The 16,743-nt window shown below is 34.5% G+C and carries 21 protein-coding genes and 1 pseudogene; 16 read left to right on the plus strand and 6 right to left on the minus strand.

Going from position 1 to position 16,743, the window contains the following annotated elements:
* Positions 1–85 precede the first annotated feature (85 nt).
* On the minus strand, positions 86–649 hold the full coding sequence (locus AC1D0Y_RS15195; protein ID WP_060745089.1) for a tetratricopeptide repeat protein: 564 nt from the start codon (positions 647–649) through the stop codon (positions 86–88).
* 151 nt (positions 650–800) lie between these two features.
* Between AC1D0Y_RS15195 and AC1D0Y_RS15200 the strand changes: the two genes are divergently transcribed.
* The 4 genes from AC1D0Y_RS15200 to AC1D0Y_RS15215 all read left to right on the plus strand — a co-directional run bounded on the left by AC1D0Y_RS15200 (position 801) and on the right by AC1D0Y_RS15215 (position 2,817).
* Entirely contained in the window at positions 801–1,241 is a 441-nt protein-coding gene (locus AC1D0Y_RS15200; RefSeq protein ID WP_328240899.1) for a hypothetical protein, read from the plus strand.
* A 71-nt stretch (positions 1,242–1,312) separates the two neighbouring features.
* Positions 1,313–1,576 (plus strand): hypothetical protein, encoded by a 264-nt coding sequence (locus AC1D0Y_RS15205; RefSeq protein WP_060745091.1) that lies wholly within the window; start codon positions 1,313–1,315, stop codon positions 1,574–1,576.
* 19 nt (positions 1,577–1,595) lie between these two features.
* Positions 1,596–2,159 (plus strand): SMI1/KNR4 family protein, encoded by a 564-nt coding sequence (locus AC1D0Y_RS15210; protein ID WP_060745092.1) that lies wholly within the window; start codon positions 1,596–1,598, stop codon positions 2,157–2,159.
* A gap of 346 nt (positions 2,160–2,505) precedes the next feature.
* Positions 2,506–2,817 carry a hypothetical protein gene (locus AC1D0Y_RS15215; protein WP_060745093.1) on the plus strand — a complete coding sequence of 104 codons (312 nt, stop codon included), beginning with the start codon at positions 2,506–2,508 and terminating at the stop codon, positions 2,815–2,817.
* A gap of 158 nt (positions 2,818–2,975) precedes the next feature.
* On the opposite strand, the gene AC1D0Y_RS15220 is transcribed toward AC1D0Y_RS15215, so the two are convergent.
* On the minus strand, positions 2,976–3,332 hold the full coding sequence (locus AC1D0Y_RS15220) for a hypothetical protein (RefSeq protein WP_235593546.1): 357 nt from the start codon (positions 3,330–3,332) through the stop codon (positions 2,976–2,978).
* A gap of 763 nt (positions 3,333–4,095) precedes the next feature.
* Here AC1D0Y_RS15220 and AC1D0Y_RS15225 point away from each other — a divergent pair.
* Together AC1D0Y_RS15225 and AC1D0Y_RS15230 are read left to right on the plus strand one after the other, a co-directional pair.
* Entirely contained in the window at positions 4,096–4,689 is a 594-nt protein-coding gene (locus AC1D0Y_RS15225; RefSeq protein ID WP_060745094.1) for a hypothetical protein, read from the plus strand.
* A 17-nt stretch (positions 4,690–4,706) separates the two neighbouring features.
* On the plus strand, positions 4,707–5,261 hold the full coding sequence (locus AC1D0Y_RS15230; protein ID WP_060745095.1) for an SF0329 family protein: 555 nt from the start codon (positions 4,707–4,709) through the stop codon (positions 5,259–5,261).
* Between the two features lie 309 nt (positions 5,262–5,570).
* Here AC1D0Y_RS15230 and AC1D0Y_RS15235 read toward each other — a convergent pair whose 3' ends face one another.
* Positions 5,571–6,410, minus strand: a complete 840-nt coding sequence (locus AC1D0Y_RS15235; protein WP_060745096.1) for a helix-turn-helix transcriptional regulator — start codon at positions 6,408–6,410, stop codon at positions 5,571–5,573.
* 104 nt (positions 6,411–6,514) lie between these two features.
* On the opposite strand from AC1D0Y_RS15235, the gene AC1D0Y_RS15240 reads away from it, so the two are divergent.
* From AC1D0Y_RS15240 to AC1D0Y_RS15250, 3 genes are read left to right on the plus strand one after another with little or no spacing between them, the layout of a single operon-like run.
* A complete protein-coding gene (locus AC1D0Y_RS15240; RefSeq protein WP_060745097.1) occupies positions 6,515–7,741 on the plus strand; it encodes an MFS transporter in 1,227 nt (408 codons plus the stop codon).
* Positions 7,741–8,148: a carboxymuconolactone decarboxylase family protein gene (locus tag AC1D0Y_RS15245; RefSeq protein ID WP_060745098.1), complete on the plus strand. Its 408-nt coding sequence runs from the start codon at positions 7,741–7,743 to the stop codon at positions 8,146–8,148. The genes AC1D0Y_RS15240 and AC1D0Y_RS15245 overlap by 1 nt, the downstream gene beginning before the upstream one ends.
* Positions 8,138–8,929: an amidohydrolase family protein gene (locus AC1D0Y_RS15250; protein WP_060745099.1), complete on the plus strand. Its 792-nt coding sequence runs from the start codon at positions 8,138–8,140 to the stop codon at positions 8,927–8,929. Before AC1D0Y_RS15245 ends, AC1D0Y_RS15250 begins: the two co-directional genes overlap by 11 nt.
* 255 nt (positions 8,930–9,184) lie before the next feature.
* Here AC1D0Y_RS15250 and AC1D0Y_RS15255 read toward each other — a convergent pair whose 3' ends face one another.
* Positions 9,185–10,030, minus strand: a complete 846-nt coding sequence (locus AC1D0Y_RS15255) for a DMT family transporter (RefSeq protein WP_477707751.1) — start codon at positions 10,028–10,030, stop codon at positions 9,185–9,187.
* A gap of 536 nt (positions 10,031–10,566) precedes the next feature.
* On the opposite strand from AC1D0Y_RS15255, the gene AC1D0Y_RS15260 reads away from it, so the two are divergent.
* From AC1D0Y_RS15260 to AC1D0Y_RS15280, 5 genes are all read left to right on the plus strand, one after another.
* On the plus strand, positions 10,567–11,160 hold the full coding sequence (locus AC1D0Y_RS15260; RefSeq protein WP_060745100.1) for a YdeI/OmpD-associated family protein: 594 nt from the start codon (positions 10,567–10,569) through the stop codon (positions 11,158–11,160).
* A 142-nt stretch (positions 11,161–11,302) separates the two neighbouring features.
* Positions 11,303–11,674 carry an iron chaperone gene (locus AC1D0Y_RS15265; protein ID WP_060745101.1) on the plus strand — a complete coding sequence of 124 codons (372 nt, stop codon included), beginning with the start codon at positions 11,303–11,305 and terminating at the stop codon, positions 11,672–11,674.
* Between the two features lie 40 nt (positions 11,675–11,714).
* The gene (locus AC1D0Y_RS15270) at positions 11,715–12,422 is read left to right on the plus strand and encodes a DNA alkylation repair protein (RefSeq protein WP_098334213.1); all 708 of its coding nucleotides are present in this window, start codon (positions 11,715–11,717) and stop codon (positions 12,420–12,422) included.
* Between the two features lie 162 nt (positions 12,423–12,584).
* Positions 12,585–12,878 carry an RNA polymerase alpha subunit C-terminal domain-containing protein gene (locus AC1D0Y_RS15275; protein ID WP_060745103.1) on the plus strand — a complete coding sequence of 98 codons (294 nt, stop codon included), beginning with the start codon at positions 12,585–12,587 and terminating at the stop codon, positions 12,876–12,878.
* A gap of 121 nt (positions 12,879–12,999) precedes the next feature.
* Positions 13,000–13,485, plus strand: a complete 486-nt coding sequence (locus tag AC1D0Y_RS15280) for a tetratricopeptide repeat protein (RefSeq protein WP_477707752.1) — start codon at positions 13,000–13,002, stop codon at positions 13,483–13,485.
* A gap of 251 nt (positions 13,486–13,736) precedes the next feature.
* Here the strand turns inward: AC1D0Y_RS15280 and AC1D0Y_RS15285 are convergent, their stop codons facing one another.
* Positions 13,737–13,925, minus strand: a complete 189-nt coding sequence (locus AC1D0Y_RS15285; RefSeq protein WP_014458940.1) for a hypothetical protein — start codon at positions 13,923–13,925, stop codon at positions 13,737–13,739.
* A 514-nt stretch (positions 13,926–14,439) separates the two neighbouring features.
* Between AC1D0Y_RS15285 and AC1D0Y_RS15290 the strand changes: the two genes are divergently transcribed.
* Together AC1D0Y_RS15290 and AC1D0Y_RS15295 are read left to right on the plus strand one after the other, a co-directional pair.
* The gene (locus AC1D0Y_RS15290) at positions 14,440–14,667 is read left to right on the plus strand and encodes a hypothetical protein (protein WP_060745105.1); all 228 of its coding nucleotides are present in this window, start codon (positions 14,440–14,442) and stop codon (positions 14,665–14,667) included.
* A 91-nt stretch (positions 14,668–14,758) separates the two neighbouring features.
* On the plus strand, positions 14,759–15,607 hold the full coding sequence (locus AC1D0Y_RS15295; RefSeq protein ID WP_060745340.1) for a sialate O-acetylesterase: 849 nt from the start codon (positions 14,759–14,761) through the stop codon (positions 15,605–15,607).
* A gap of 707 nt (positions 15,608–16,314) precedes the next feature.
* Here AC1D0Y_RS15295 and AC1D0Y_RS15300 read toward each other — a convergent pair.
* Positions 16,315–16,713: pseudogene (locus AC1D0Y_RS15300) on the minus strand (DUF4352 domain-containing protein); the annotation flags it as partial.
* Positions 16,714–16,743: the final 30 nt, after the last annotated feature.

Raw genomic sequence — 16,743 nt, forward strand, 5'->3', positions numbered from 1 at the left:
TAAATATAAACTTTATAACCTATACTGAGTTAGATTGCTTGGTCAACACGTTAGCCACTGCTTATTGCAGATGAGGTTAATTGTATTATGTCAATAATTTCTCTCTTATGGGTTCTAACCTTTTAAATTTCTTATGGTAAGATTGCCGTTGTAATAAACTTTCGACTAACTTAAGAGCATCCTCTTTTCGATTCGCTTTTACATAACTATCAATAACCTCAATGTATTGTTCATCATATGGAAATTTCTCTTCTTGAACTAGTTCAAACGCTTTATCAAAACAAAGGGTAGCATTATTATAATCCTTCAAATAAAAATATGTTCCTCCATTTCCAGCATATAGACTTGCGAGTTCTTCGTTATTTAAGGTTGAAAGCTTTAGACCTTCATTCCTAATCTCAAGTGCTTTTTCATATTCTTTTTCCATTTCAGCAATAATAGCTGCATTGTGAAATTGCTTAAACTTTGTTCGATTTTTCTTAGGACGAGTGATCTTAAAGATAATCAAAATGACAATTAAGTCTCTAATTACTGAAGAGGCATCGTAAGCAAGGTTCTCAAGGCTATATGTTGTTACGGTCCTATAGATTAAACGGATCACATCATAAATAAGGGAGAAATATAGCATGTAAAGAAGAAATTTTTTCATTTTGTTCCCGACTTTCTATTATTAAGTTCCTTTATTATACATGATGTATGGTAAAATGAGTCGATAATATGACAAATGAAGAAATTTATGGAACTTAATCATTCTAATAAACTATTAATGCAAATAGAAGGTTGAATGTGAGGAAATAAGCATGAATGACTATCCTAGAACAGGTTTAAGATTAAGGAGTGAACCTGGCGTAGACTCAGAAGTAAGAATAGCGTGCATTAACTTTTGTAAATGGTTAAGAACGCAAATGGAGTTTCCTATCCGAGTTGTTATTTACCTAAAAAAAGATTACCAAATTAAGAACCGGACAACAAAGGAGATGGTAACAGCTACTTTCTTTGCTCCTTATGAAAAAGATGTTGAACCATATATCCGCATTGCTACTGGGGATTATAAAGATTTGATTAGAGAAAGAGGAAAAATAGATGCATTGTATGCGATGTTAGACAGCATTGCCCACGAACTTTATCATTATCAACAGTGGTTGGAAGATAAGGAATTAGAGGAGGAAGAAGCTGAAGAGAAAGGGTCTCAACTAGTTGATGAATACGCCGAAAACATTGATTCAATTTTAGATTTCTAACCATCTTCAATAACTTTTCATGAAGGTTTGAAGTACCTAGAAGGTACACTAATTAAACGGGAGGAGATAGAATGAACCCAACTATTGTAGATGAACTCATAAAGAAGCTTTCCTTACTCGATTCAAACAAGGAATACGTTGAATTAGCAGTTGATTTAAACGACATTTACGAAAGTAGTAATAAACTTGATCGATTGATTACAGACACTCTTAATTCTCCACTAGATCAAGAGTGTCTAATAGAACAATTAATTGAAATAGAGGTCGAGCTTGATCATATTAATTGGCATTATAAAAGCTTGAAAAAGGAATTAAAACAATTGCTTAACACTTAAAGCGAAAAAAGGTGAAGTTTTGAAAAAAGAATTTTATCAAGGAGATAGTTTTTGGAGCGACAATAGTGAATATAAGTGTATAGATTATCCGATAAATGATGAAATCATAAAGCAAGCTGAAGTTATTTTAGGTGTTAAGTTACCTAGTTCATTATTGGATTTACTGAAAATAAGAAATGGTGGGGGATTAAACTACCCATACTTTATGTTACCTGATGGCGATGCAGAAAGTATTCCTTATGGAGGAAGAGCAAACATTAATTCAATTGACCCTATACATTTTGAAAACGATGATATAAGTATTTTATCTTCTAAAGAACTATTAAAAGAAGTCAAACTCACCGGTGAATTTGTAGTTTTGTGGCCAGATTTTCACTATTGGGTTGTATTGGATTATCTTAATAGATCTCAAGATCCTGCTGTTATGTATATCGCAGAGAACTTCTCAGCCTCAACAGATGATACTACAGAATGGGAGTACATCAAAATAGCAGACACATTCGATGATTTTTTAAAGCAATTATTTCGTGTACCCGCATTAGATCCAAAACAATTAAAAAGTAGCTATAGACGTAAAGATTAATAAGCCAAGTTGGCCTTTTAGAAACTACATATTTTGTTCCGTAATAGCTCGGCTTTATTTTAGTAAGAAATAAAAAATCACTTTGCTTTAGTGTCTTTTTTTAACATATAATAAGAGCCATTATTAACCTATATGATATAATTAACAAAAATAGGAAGCTGGAAAGGGGTATACCTATTGTTTGGAGGAATGCTACTTGGCATTGTTATAGTATTAATTATATTTCTCGCTATGGCTAAAACAATAAAAGATACTCAAAAAGCCAATGAAAAAAAGAGACGTTAAATTCATATATATGCTATCCATATTTTGTACCTTCTCATAACAAAAAGGGGAAAATAACTAAATGAAAAAACACTTATGGAATTATGGTATTCTCGTTGGAATCATTATATTTCTAGCTGTTGGTATACCACGAATAACAAGTAATGAAGTAAGATCTTTACACTCTTCAGACGAAAAAAAGAAAGTGGAACAACTTCAAGAAAGTTTTCGAAAATGGTCACTTAAACCACTGGATAAATTAATGGTGCAAAGTTACGAGGCTAAACTGAATGGGCATCAATGGGACAGTGTCACAAAAAAATCAATTAAAAATTATCGGGTTACGTATTACACGTTTTTGGGGATTCGTTATATGGAAGTAGAAGTGAGTTAAATATAACTTAACTATAGTACGTAAAACGGAAACAAAAATCCCTTAGAAACAAATTTTCTAGGGATTTTAATTGTCATTGTTGTTGCCATAAAACCATATTTCCTACATCAACGCTAAAAAAATAGTTATTTTTATCCAATGAAGGAATGGGAAAGGCTTTACATGAAGCTTGCCATATTCGGATTTATAGCTATGTAATGTGGCATCCAGCAATCTGAATTCTCAGTACCAATTTCATGACCATTTAAACAGACTCTGTTCATACCGTCTAAGCCATCTAAACCGCAGCATCCGTTTAAACGATCTCCATCTGGATGATGCTTAGAATTGATTAGGTCTTTCATATTTATAATAACGGTACCTTTTTCATCGACTCTATCTTCTTCATTCACAATTAAAAAATAGCCTTGAGGAATATAATCTTCCTCCATTTCCTCTTTGAGTAAGCTAATGTCATTTAGTTCTGTTAATACGTTAGAAATGTCTATTTCGCAACTTTTACAAACTAACTTCAATATAGTAAAACCCCTTTAAATAGTTTATATTCAAACACACCATTTATAAATATGATGTTTTTTCAATAATTTGTCTAGTTAAGTGGTTTGCTATTTAAGAATTCATACTCCTTTGTTTCCTATATGAAACTCCTGATTAGTTTACTTTACCTTATACTGCCTACACCTCAAATAACAATGATTATCTGTTCCTTAACCTTAAGGAAATATTCGTAGACCTATAACATTATCCTAAAATTGAGAAAGGCGTTCAAAAAAGTAAACATTTTTAGTTACCATAATGAAGATTATAAAAAGCAAATAGTATCATAAACCTAATTTTAAGTTAAAAACTTCAAAAACATCTTTAAACTTAACTAAAAAAATGTAAGATATAAATTATTAAGTAAATATATTAATATTATTCCAGTTATTATTAATATCTTACATATTCATTAAGAGGAATGATACATATGAATTCAGACAAAGAAGTAGAAATTCTAGAACTTTTACTATCGTTTGGGAGCCTAGCAGCTGTCCTAATTATTTGGGTATTATTGAAACATTACCATGTACCAATGAGGGGATTACCTTTCTTTACGATAAATAAATAGTTAAGGCTTAAACCTTTGGGAACGAATGCTCTCAAAGGTTTTTTAATTTTCATATATCCTAAGTTGATATAAAACGCATTATAGGAACAATCGTCAAATATCCATTATGATGGTCCCATAATGGATATTTGATGAGATTAAAATTAATTATTTTAGGAAGAGGAATATTTGTGAAACGTAATCAATTGTTATTTTTATCATTAATAAGCAGTTTACTAGTTATTTTAACGTCTTTTTTCCAATGGGATTTAGTTGATCTTATAACAGAATTTCTAATGCTGCCCATCTGGCTAGGTGTATATGCATCTTTCATCTTTGTAACTGTATGGGCACTAGTTCATCTTTTTAGATATAAGTATTGGCAACCCCTGATTATCCAGCTTATAACTATTGCAATATGGTTTTTCTTTCCGTTTAATCAAGTTAATTTAGATATGAACTTCAAAGTTCATCAGGATAAAAGAGAAGAGGTCGCAACTAAAATAGAGAATGGCATCATAAAACCTAATGTATCTGATAACCCATCGCTTATTCACTTATTTAAGGAATATAATTGGTTGTCCAAAGGTGGTGGAGACATTGTGCTAGAAGGGAAAGGAAAGGAAAAATCAATCCTTTTCTTTACGTATCGTGGGATGCTAGACAACTTTTCAGGGTTTGTATATGACCCAAACGACCAGAGACCTCTAAAAAGCGACTTTGATGGAGATTTTAAACAAATAGAAAAGGTACATAGAAACTGGTATTATGTATCTTCTTATTAAAGAAAAGGATTATAATCATGAAATGGACAAAGGCAAAAAGAAATATTGAAAATTTAATTTGCGATAAGTTAAAAGATAGGTTGAGTATTCATTTGACCCATTATAATGTTAATCTTTGGGAGCAAAAACGCATTTGGGTTACGTTAGACAAAAAAGAAATTTTTAATGCATCTTCAGCTCACTATGTAATGGAGCATGATAAGCTCTGGATAGAGATAAAGAGGAAAACAGATAAACCTTTTCCAGATTGTTTATATGAGTGTTTTCCAGAGTTTATTGGAAAAGTAGATGATGGAGAATACTCTACTACCATCCTAGAATACAAAGGTATTTTTAATGTTGATCTTGTTTATGATGCTTTTATTCAGTATCCTCACTTCTCAATTGAAAAGGCATTAAATTCTAAGGATAATATAATTCAGGCTCTTTCATTATTAGATAAAAGGCTAGGTAAAAGAAAGCTGGAGGCAATAGGTTCCAACCTTATTGTGCATCCTTTAATTAGTAAGTTTTATGAATTAAGGTGTGAAGTCGAAGGGATTAAGCCGTATAAAAATCGATTAAATACATAGAAAATTAAAAAGGCCTTCTTACATCCTTCTTTGGTAGTGTTCCAGTATACTGTCCGTAAAAGTATACTTTTACGGACGATGAGTTTATATAAAAAATTTATCATTCTTAACGTTCGTTTAAATTAGAAAACAGTTTACGAACGTCCTTTAAAGCACATGTAGTTTTACGAACGTTTTTAACCAGAAAATAGGTTAAAAAGTTTACTTTCTATAATCAGAATTATGTCAACTTGAAAAGAAGAAGCCCATGTACTTATCAGGAGTACATAGGCTTCTAGTAATTAACACTATCAATATATACACTAACTACTACCATTCCCTCAATAACTGCTTCATCTTCTCTTCTGTCTCATTCTCCTCACGAGGCTGATAAACAGTCACTTTTAATTCAGGTGCATCATAAACTTGGAGCGTAATATGATCCATAATCATTTTTCCTGCTACAGGGTGAATAATGGTCTTTTTTCCACAAGGCGTACCTAAAACTTCATGATTAGACCACCACTCGTAAAACTGAGGGCTTTTCTCGCTAAGTTCACTAATCATGGTTTTAAACCACTCATCCCCGACGAAACGTGTGTAAGCTAGGCGAAATTGGGCAATTAGTCGTTGAGCATGATCTTCCCAGTTTTGAAAAAGGTTTTGATATTCTTGGGAAGTGAAGCAGCGCCACACTGCATTGCGGTTTCGCTCATCCATTTCATGAAAGTCCCCAAATACCATCACAGCAGCTTTATTCCAGTCTACAATATTAAGTTTTTCATCTGTTACATAAGCAGGGCAATGGCCTAATTGACTCAATAGATTTTTTACAACACGATCTATATTTTCTCTTTCATTCTGTACGGTTGCAGATGGAAGCGGCTGATTGCCTAATAAAAATAAATGCTCCATTTCTTCTTTATTTAATTTGAAAATACGGGATATGGCTTCTAATACTTCAGAAGACACTTGTATATCTCGTCCTTGTTCCAGCCACGTATACCAAGTTATGCCGACTCCTGCTAGTTGAGAAACTTCTTCTCTGCGTAATCCTTTGGCTCTTCTTCTCGGTCCAATAGGCAAATTAAAATCTTTTGGAGACAATCGTTCTCGTCTTATCTTTAGAAAATCCCCTAATTCTTTTCTTCTTTCTTTATCACTTACCATGACTTTACTCCTTTGTATAGGTAGTACTTTTACTACTAGTATAACTAGACTCCTATTACCATTATAATCCTTATTTTATGATCTAGGTAAGGGAGGTGAAACAGATGATAGTAAAAGATAGCGAAAAGGCGTCTCATATATCAAGAGGCTTAGTTCTTTTAATGGCTACGGTTTGCGGGTTTACAGTGGCTAACGTTTACTTGAACCAAACTCTTTTAGTAAGCATGTCGACCAGTTTTCATGTTTCAGCGGCCAGCATAGGAATTATAGCTACTTTAGCTCAAATTGGATATGCACTAGGAAATCTCTTGTTAGTACCGTTGGGAGACATTTTCGAACGAAAAAAATTGATTTTAATTTTATCATTTGCTATTTGTATCGTTCTCGCTTTAAACGCTTTATCTATCAATAAAACGTGGATGATGGTTACAAGCTTAGTATTAGGAATCGTAACGGTTGTTCCTCAAATTATTGTTCCGCTGGCTGCGAATATCGCTTCAGATCATAGTAGAGGAAAAGTTTTAGGAAATGTCGCTATTGGATTAGTTTGTGGTATTTTAGGAGCTCGGCTTGTTAGTGGTTTTATTGATGTTCATTTTGGATGGCGAATGGTGTATTGGACGTCTGCTGTGGCTACACTTTTTATGATTTTGTTAGTTTACGTCTATTTTCCAAGAAGTAAAGGAGGAAATGCCACCAGTTATAAACACTTGCTCATGTCGTTAGGTCCGCTGTTTATAAAAGAAAGAGTCCTGCAAAAAGCATGTGTAAGTCAGGGGATGATGTTTGCTTCTTTTAGCGCATTTTGGACCACGCTTGTCTTTTTATTACATACACATCCCTATTCGTATGGAAGTGACATGGTGGGGGTAATAGGGTTAGTCGGGATAGCGGGAGCGTTTGCTACGCCCATTATCGGACGTTTAATTGATACAAAAGGGGCAAAGTTTGCAAGTCTTTTGTGTATGTCCGTATCTTTACTTGCTTTTATAGGTCTTATACGAGGAGGGTACTGGTTACCTGGATTAATTTTGGGAGCTCTACTAATAACGGTAGGGACTCAAGCGAACCAAGTTGCCTGTCAGTTTACTATTTTCCAACTAGGAGAAGAAAAGAGAAGTCGATTAAATGGGTTATATATGGTTTCCACTTTTTTAGGAGGGTCCCTAGGATCTTATATGGGTTTACTTGCATGGAGTAAATGGGAGTGGCATGGAGTGTGTGCAATAGCCATACTGATGATAGTCATTAGTTGTTGTTCTTTAATTTCAATAAACATCCCTAAAAAAACGATAGGAAATTTCACGAATAAGAAAGGAAGTAATATGTAATGAGAACACATACAGATAACTTTCAACGAGGATTAGATATATTAGCTAAGATTGATCCAGAGAAGTACAAGGATATAATGGCAGGCTTTGAACAGTCAGCTCTCCCTGATTTAGGAATGTTAGCTGTAGAGTTTAATTACGGACAAATTTTCTCGAGACCAGGTTTAGACTTAAAGTCACGCCTTCTTGCTGCAGTGGCTGGCCTAACTGCATTAGGCAATACGGAACAGCTAAAATTTTATCTAAACGGTGCTTTGAATGTTGGGTGGACACAGGAAGAAATTTTAGAAGCAATGTTACAAATGGTCATTTATGCTGGATTTCCTGTAGCTTTAAATACAATTTTAACAGTTGCCAATGAAGTCTTTTACGAAAGAAATGAAAAGGAGAAACAAAATGATTATTGATAGTCATGCACATGTGGTTTTACCAATAGAGAAACATATTAAAATGATGGATGAAAGTGGAATAGATAAAACCGTATTGTTTTCTACTCTTGTTCATCCAGAAAAAAGCAGTAATGTTAAAGAATTTACAGCCGAAATGAACAAATTACATCAAATTCTCAATAACGAGGTGAATCCCCTACAAGCACGGTTAAATGCGCTAGAAGAAGTAAGCGATGCGATTAACCAATATCCAAATAGGTTTATAGGATTCGGTTCAGTTCCTCTTTCTTATTCTCCGGGTGATGTCACTCTAAATGACTGGGTAGAGAAACTTGTCAAAGACCAAAAGATGAAAGGTCTCGGAGAATTTACTCTTGGTACAGGTCAAATTCCATTGTTAGAACCTATATTTAAAGCAGCGAGTGACTATATGTCTTTGCCTATCTGGGTACATACTTTTCATTCTTTGAACTTAAAGGATATTCAGGAGTTATTTCTTCTCACTCAAAAATATGAAAATGTGCCGGTGATATACGGGCATATGGGCGGAATTCATTGGCTACAAACGATAGAAATGATAAAAGATACTAAAAATGCTTACTTAGATATATCTGCATTTTATACAACATATGCCTTGTCTTTAGCTATAAAAGAAATACCTGAAAGAACGTTATTTAGTTCAGATTTTCCATATGGAGATCCATACTTAAATCTACAGGCGGTTAAGCGGTATACATCTAGTGGAGAAGTTGTAGACAGAGTGTTAGGTGGGAATATCTCGAATCTGCTACATCTATAAATTCAGCGTTTTTTGTTTGATGTTGTGTTGTATGGGATAACTAGCAGTGAATTTTAAAATTATTTTCTGCCTTGAAATAAAAAAAGGCAGCCAAATAGAGGGCTGCCTTTTAAACAAAATTGAACAACTAGAATTACGTTTTCTCATCACATATGATGAATTTCATTTGAGATATATCATATTCTGTAGTCCTTCAGTTCCTTAATTCCTCTCTCGGAGATAACTTTAAAGACTTACATTATAAAATCTACTTACTTAATTTTGTTTATTGCTAACGAGAGTGACACGCGAAGTTTTGCTTTTTGATTTCCTAGATGAAAGATAAACGCCAGCAAAGATAATAAGTAGTCCAACAACTACGTTTGGAGTAATTGTCTCTCCCAGTAGTAAATAACCCCATACCATGGCCGAGGCAGGAATCAGGTAAGTAACCGTCGCTGCTAATTCAGGGCCACCATTTTTATTAATATAAAAATAGATCAACTGACCCAATCCTGAACCAAAACAGCCGAGACCCACAATCGCCAGAATCGGAAGTGGATGAATCAACAAATCTGATTTGAATGGTTCGGTAATCAGCATCCCAACTAAACCAATGATAGCACCTGTTAGTAGGGTGAAGGTTGTTATAGTTAGTACGCTCACCTCAGACAAAAACCGTTTTGTTAACTGCCCAGCAAGCCCATAGCAGATACAAGCAACAAGCATTGTTCCAATTCCAACAAACCCTTTCCCGAAAATCTGACCAAATTGAAAATCCATAAGGACGAGTATCCCGAAAAAACCGATAAGAATACCGATCCACTGACGTCCGGTAAGTCGATAAGAAAAAAGAATAAATCCGATAAGACCTGTCCAGATTGGAGTGGTTGCATTCAGAATAGAGGCAGTTGTACTGTTTATCTCAGTTTCGCTTAAGGAAATTAATCCCCACGCTAAACCACAGTTAAATATGCCAACAACAATCAATGCCTTCCAGGGCAGTTTCTCTTTAACTTTTCTGCGCTTCCACCATAAAAACGGGAGCAAGATGATAGCACCTGCTAAACAACGAAAAAATACAATTCCCCATATGCCAGCTGAGGGAAGCAGCCACTTCATAAATACAAAAGATAAACCCCAAATTAAACTAAGCCAATTAAGGCTTCATACAATCGAAACATAATACACCTCCTTACTTCACTTATTATGGCAAATTTTGTTGATTATTTCATTCCGAAATTTTGCTTTGTAGAACATTTTCTCATGTTTTTTTGTTTTCGTTATCTCGATACCTTTCTCTAGGTATATAAGGTATTTCTTTTTTAATAAAATAATAAATTCGACGTTATTCATAGGGATAATTCGGAAAACTTTAGAGTTCTTATTGAAAAGAGAACGTTTGTTCGTGTATAATGTAGGGAACGAATGTTCTTTTTGATAGGTTCTTTGGACCGATTATGAGCAGCTACCAAACAGAGTCATTAGATGTATCGACATGAAGGTATTCCTTGCTTTGGTTTTTTTAATATTAAATGCAAACGTTGAAGAAGGGCATTTCCTACATTTGAAGAATAGTAACATCATTAAATGAATTGAAGGTTGCCTGTATGATTGCTAGAGCCAAAGATTAAAAAATTGAATAGGAGTGTTCCTTGATGACAAATAGTAAAATGAATCCTAAGGTCGATGAATTTTTAAGTAAAGCTAAAAAGTGGAAAGAAGAATATGAGACGTTGAGAAAAATTGTTCTTGACTGTGAGTTGACCGAAGATTTTAAGTGGATGAATCCTTGTTACACGTTCGAGAAAAAAAACATTGTTTTAATGCATGGATTTAAAGAATACTGTGCGCTGCTGTTTCCTAAAGGTTCTCTGTTACAAGATTCTCATGGTATTCTAATCCAACAAACGGAGAATGTACAAGGCGCGCGACAAATTCGGTTTACCAATGTGCAAGAAATAGCTGAAAAGGAAGCCATCTTAAAAGCTTATATTTATGAGGCCATCGAGGTGGAAAAAGCGGGATTAAAAGTCAAAGCTAAAAAGCCTGAAGAACTCATTATTCCTGAAGAGCTACAACATAAATTTGATGAAATGCCTGCTTTAAAAACGGCTTTTACTACATTGACTCCAGGACGACAAAGAGCGTACATTCTGCATTTTTCTGCGGCCAAACAATCTAAGACTCGGGAATCAAGGATTGAAAAATGCGTTCCAAACATTCTTAATGGAAAAGGATTAAATGATTAATACATTTTATTTAAAACATGGCGAATACAAATTGTTAATGTATTTGAGTCAAAAGTGAAACAAGGTTAAGTGAACTGACTGGTGTTCCATTTGTATAAAAGTAGAGTAAATTAAAAAAAAATTTATTTGAGGAGAAAATGCTATGGAAGTTTTTGCAGAATATTTAGCGCGTATAGATAGTCCTGACCACCGTAATCGAATAGAGGAGGTTTTGGCGTGGATTGCTGATACTTTCCCAAATTTGGAACCACAAATCAAATGGAATACGCCAATGTTTACTGATCATGGCACATTCATCATCGGCTTTGCCTCAGCGAAACATCATTTGAGCGTTTCACCTGAAGAAACAGGAATCGTGCACTTTAAGCATGACATTGCCGAGGCTGGATACAGCGCTACTAAAGGCCTGTTTCGAATTCTATGGACTGAGCCAGTAAACTATGAATTACTTAAAAAAATAATTGAGTTTAATATGTTAGATAAGAAAGACTGTTCAACTTTTTGGCGGAAATAAAAAGCAGATTATGAACGGAGAAGAAGGAGGGTACAGAACGGTGGATTTTGAAATGGTTATGAAAGAACTTGAAGCGCTTGGCACGGAACGAATTAAAAAGACTTACATAAACAATGGTGCACACGATCCACTTTTTGGAGTGGCAACAGGAAAAATGAAGCCGATTGCAAAGAAAATCAAGAAAAATCAGGCTTTAGCCGAGCAGCTTTATGCGTCTGGCAATTATGACGCTATGTATTTTGCTGGTATCATTGCAGACCCAACAGAGATGACTGCGGAGGGTTTTGAGCGTTGGATCGATAAAGCGTATTTTTACATGCTGTCCGATTATGTAGTTGCAGTAACTTTGTCAGAAACCGATTTTGCGCATGTTGTTGCTGATAGATGGGTGGCAAGCGATGAAGAACTTAAAATGTCGGCAGGTTGGAGTTGTTACTGCTGGCTTTTGGGTAATCGTCCTGACGAGGAATTTAGCACAAGCAAGATTGCCGATATGCTTAATCAAGTGGAAAATACGATTCACGATTCTCCAGATCGGACGAAATCGGCTATGAATAATTTTATCTATACAGTCGGTGTTTCATATTTGCCACTTCATGAGAAGGCGCTTGAAACGGCAAAGGCAGTAGGTCCAGTCGAAGTTAAGAAGAATAAGAAAAAAAGTAGTATTCTTCTTGCTTCCGAAAACATTCAAAAGGATATAGATAGAGGAAGGCTTGGGTTCAAACGCAAACATGTAAGGTGTTAGCATGATTTGTAATGGAGCTGCGCTACCTGAAACGAGACTCATAAGTATTTAATGGTAATTAGCTTACTATACGTAGGAGGTTTTGTTCCTTCATAAACGATCCATTGAAGAAGTGGCAGAGGATGAAAGCAAAAAAATTCTTGGGAAAAGGGGAGATTAAAGATGAACATCCGAAAGGAAAATCTAAGGATCTGTCATAAAGGACACAAATATTATAAAAGCAGTAACTGTCCGACCTGCCCAACCTGTGAGCAAGAACGCAAACCTGACAATGGATTTCTTTCCATGCTATCAGCACCAGCAAGACGAGCATTGGAAAGCAACGGGATAGCTTCTTTGCAGCAGCTATCAACATTTAGTGAAAAAGAGATATTACAATTTCATGGGATGGGGCCGGCTTCTTTACCTAAACTTAGAACAGCTTTGCAGGCCAATGGGTTAGCCTTTAAAAATTAAACATTAAGGATAGTTAAAACAAGAAATAGTTCTGGATAAAGTGTACGAATACGCTGAATTTCTGGATATGTAAGGATGTTAAGAGATAAGTAGTGGGAAAAAGAAGGGTTGGAGATTTAAGTTGAATAACAAACTTGATAAAGCATTAGCGTTACGAAAGAATGGAAATCACAAAGAATCTAACGAATTGCTAAGTGAATTAGTTAAGGAATGTCCAGACGATGCTTTATATAACTATCAATGTGCTTGGAGCTTTGACATATTAGGAGAAGAAGAAAAGGCAGTGCCCTTTTACGAAAATGCCATAAAGATAGGATTACCTTGTAAGGATATGGAAGGTGCAATATTGGGATTGGGCAGCACATATAGAGCCTTGGGGGAATATGAAAAATCAAAAGATATATTTTTAAAAGGGCTGGAATTATTCCCAGATAATCATATAATTAAAGTGTTTTATTCCATGACCTTGTACAATTTAAAAGAACATAGTCAAGCGATGGAACTGTTATTGAAGTGCTTACTAAATACGACAAATGACAATGAAATACTAAGTTATAAAAAAGCCTTACATTTTTATTCAGATAAACTGGATCAGACTTGGAAGTAGCTTGTGAAATTAACTGAATATACGTTCTTTTCCTGAAACGAGGAGAGGACTTTTTTTGTAACATTATTGGCAGAGTTCCTTTGATCAAATGATAGATTGTGAAGAAATACATTTAAACTATAGGAGGCTTTGATAAATAAGAAAGCCCTTACATATTATACATGTCTAATATGTAAGGAGCCCTATACGAATTACATTTGAAATAGGAGATTCCTGCTTTGGATCTTGCGCTTCTTTTTTTGTTGAAGCACTTATGTTTGTACAACCCTATCCTTACTAAACTCTTCTTCAATTAGCTTATCCATGAGAAAATGATAAAAAACGTGATAATTCGTTTTAGTTAGTTTGTCCAGTTCCTGGTGAGTGATGATATTATGTTGGATGAGTAAACCTATAGCAGCTGATATACAATTTACTTTTAAATCTTCTTCCCCTAACATATAAATCACCTTCCCTTATTTACTAAGTAACCCATTCTATATAATAGGCATACTTAAGACACGGACTGATATAAGCTCTTTTCTCAAATTATTGCTCTCGTGCTGATAGAAAATGATAATAAAATGTTCTTAACACTTTTTAATGCATACTGTTATTTTTATATACTTCGCTTTCTTTTCCTGCAAAAAAAACTAAATGATTTAAAATTTCCCTTATTTTGGAATGTTGTATTTGTTTTTAACAGTTAGAGAAGCTTTTGAGTGCTCAGTATGTATCTGAATGTCAACACCAAGAACTTATGAACACCATCCGAGGAAAGTGAATAATGGAATTTATTTTAATTGGTTCTTATTATTTAGCTTATGTAAATGCGAAATAAATGTGGTTTTCCTGTAAGTGAAAAAGGGGATTTTAACCATGCTATATAAACCTCCCTGTAGGTAATTATTAAATTATATAGGGGAATTTACATTTCAATAAAATACTGTTATTACAAGTTAGTGAGGTAGAAGTATGGAAGAAAACAATATTAAAAATTTAAAATCCGAAATTATAAAAAAGCATGAGGTATTATTTGCAAAGAGATTGGAACTTGAGAGTGAAGCAAGCCGTTTGATGTTAGAAATTAATTTATTAGATGCACAGAATACTCTTGATAAAGTAAATCAATTAAACCAACAGATAGATGATATAACCTCTGAAATGGATTATTTGAAACAAGCCCTTGAAGCTATCAATTAAGCTATATATCAAAGTGTAACTAATTCTATAAGTATGACTACGAGCAAATTAGAAAAAAGTGATCAATATGGAAGAGAAAGAAGGTATTTCTATGAAATCTGTATTGTTAATTGGACAATCAAATATGGCAGGCAGAGGATTTATTGAGGATGTACCGCCGATTTATAATGAGCATATAAATATGTTGAGAAACGGTAGATGGCAAACGATGGCAGAACCACTTAATTTTGATCGTCACATATCTGGTGTTGGGCCGGCAGCCTCTTTTGCTCGAGCTTGGACAGGGGATCATCCGGGCGAGTCTATTGGGTTAATACCATGTGCCGAGGGAGGAAGCTCAATTGATGAGTGGACAATTGACGGACTGTTAACCAGACACGCGATTTCTGAAGCAAAATTCGCAATGGAAACAAGTGAGTTAGTGGGAATTCTGTGGCATCAAGGAGAAAGCGACAGTTACGGAGAACGTTATAAGACGTATGAAGATAAATTGCTTTCATTATTTAAACATTTGAGAGAAGAGTTGAATGCACCAGATATCCCGATTATTATCGGTGAGTTGGGACATTACCTTGGAGATGTCGGATTCGGAAAAAGTGCTGTAGAATATAAACAAATAAACGAGATATTATCTAAAGTCGCCCACAAAGAAAAAAGTTGTTATTTTGTAACATCAACAGGCTTAACAGCAAATCCAGATGGCATTCATATTGATGCCGTCTCTCAAAGAAAGTTTGGATTAAGATACTATGAGGCTTTTTCAAAACAAAAGCATGTTTTAGATGTTTTAGACGTTGAGCATGAATGGATTGAAAAGGAAGCAAAGCGTGAACTAACTAAAAATGAACGTATATTTGTTGAAAGTATGAAGTTTGCCTTGGGACAAGTAAGTTTTGAGGAGTTTTCTATTAATATCTCTACTATTAATGAAAGTAAGTAAAGCAAAATTAATCCCATTTTATGAGGAGAGATCAAGTGATTCCATTTTTAACCTTAGGTTTGTTAAAAGAAAAACCCGGTTTATATGGATGTGAACTTTTGGTAATTATGAATGAGTGGAGTTAGTATAGATTTGTTAATTATTAAAACTAAAAAAAGGAGAATCCTTTAAACAGGGCCTCCAAAAAGCCGGTATTCAAGACACGCAAATTTTTCAGATGCAACTAGTGGAGAAGTTACAGACAGAGTGTTAGGGGGGAATATTTCAAATCTGTATTTCTCCTCTCGTTTCAGAAAAATGGAAAAACATTCGGGAAAAGTTTATTCAACGAATTTCAGAAGACATTGCCTATGCGCAGCGCAATGGATTAGCACGTAAAGATGTACATAACGAGTTAGTAGCAAGAGGGTGGTTTTTCACTAATGAAATGTACCTTTGGGAAATTGTTCGTAATGAATATGAGCATCCTGTAGAACAAATTGCTAAGAATATCGCATCTATTTACATTAAAGGACTCTATTTATAATTTCGGTGCGTAAATTGAATTTGTCTGTAACAAGTATATAATATCCCATTAATACTCAACATTCTCTGCAGAAAAAGGGGCCGTTTTCCGATATACTCTGTCACAGTAAGGATAATAATATAAACATAAAAAGCTCACTAAACGTTGAAAGTCTAGTGAGCTTTTACTGTATGGAAAAGTATTATTTAATTTGAACTTTACTTTCGTTTATTTCAATGTACCATTTACCTTTGGCATAACTATCTTTTGAAACCTCAAATACGTCAACATCCGTAACTTTGATACCTGGATTTAAATCACTTGCAATCTTAGAGTTATCAATGTTAGTTTCAACTGCATAATTTGATGTTGCATCAATATCAGCGTCATACTTTGTTCCTTTTTCATCAACGAGGTTAATTGTTGGGGTTGAAAAAGCACCTAATGGTTTGTCAGAGATGTTTTTAACAGTCCATTGCACAGCAACAAGTGTACCGCCTTCAGAAGCTTTTTTATTTGCATATTGGTTTCCAACTTGTTCCCTTTCCTCTACTTTTGTTACAGAAACTTCCGCTTTATCATCTACTGTAAAAGTGTCTCCCTGCGGAGAAGGAATATGATCCAAATACTT

Source organism: Priestia sp. P1_B12_1 (assembly GCF_056406695.1).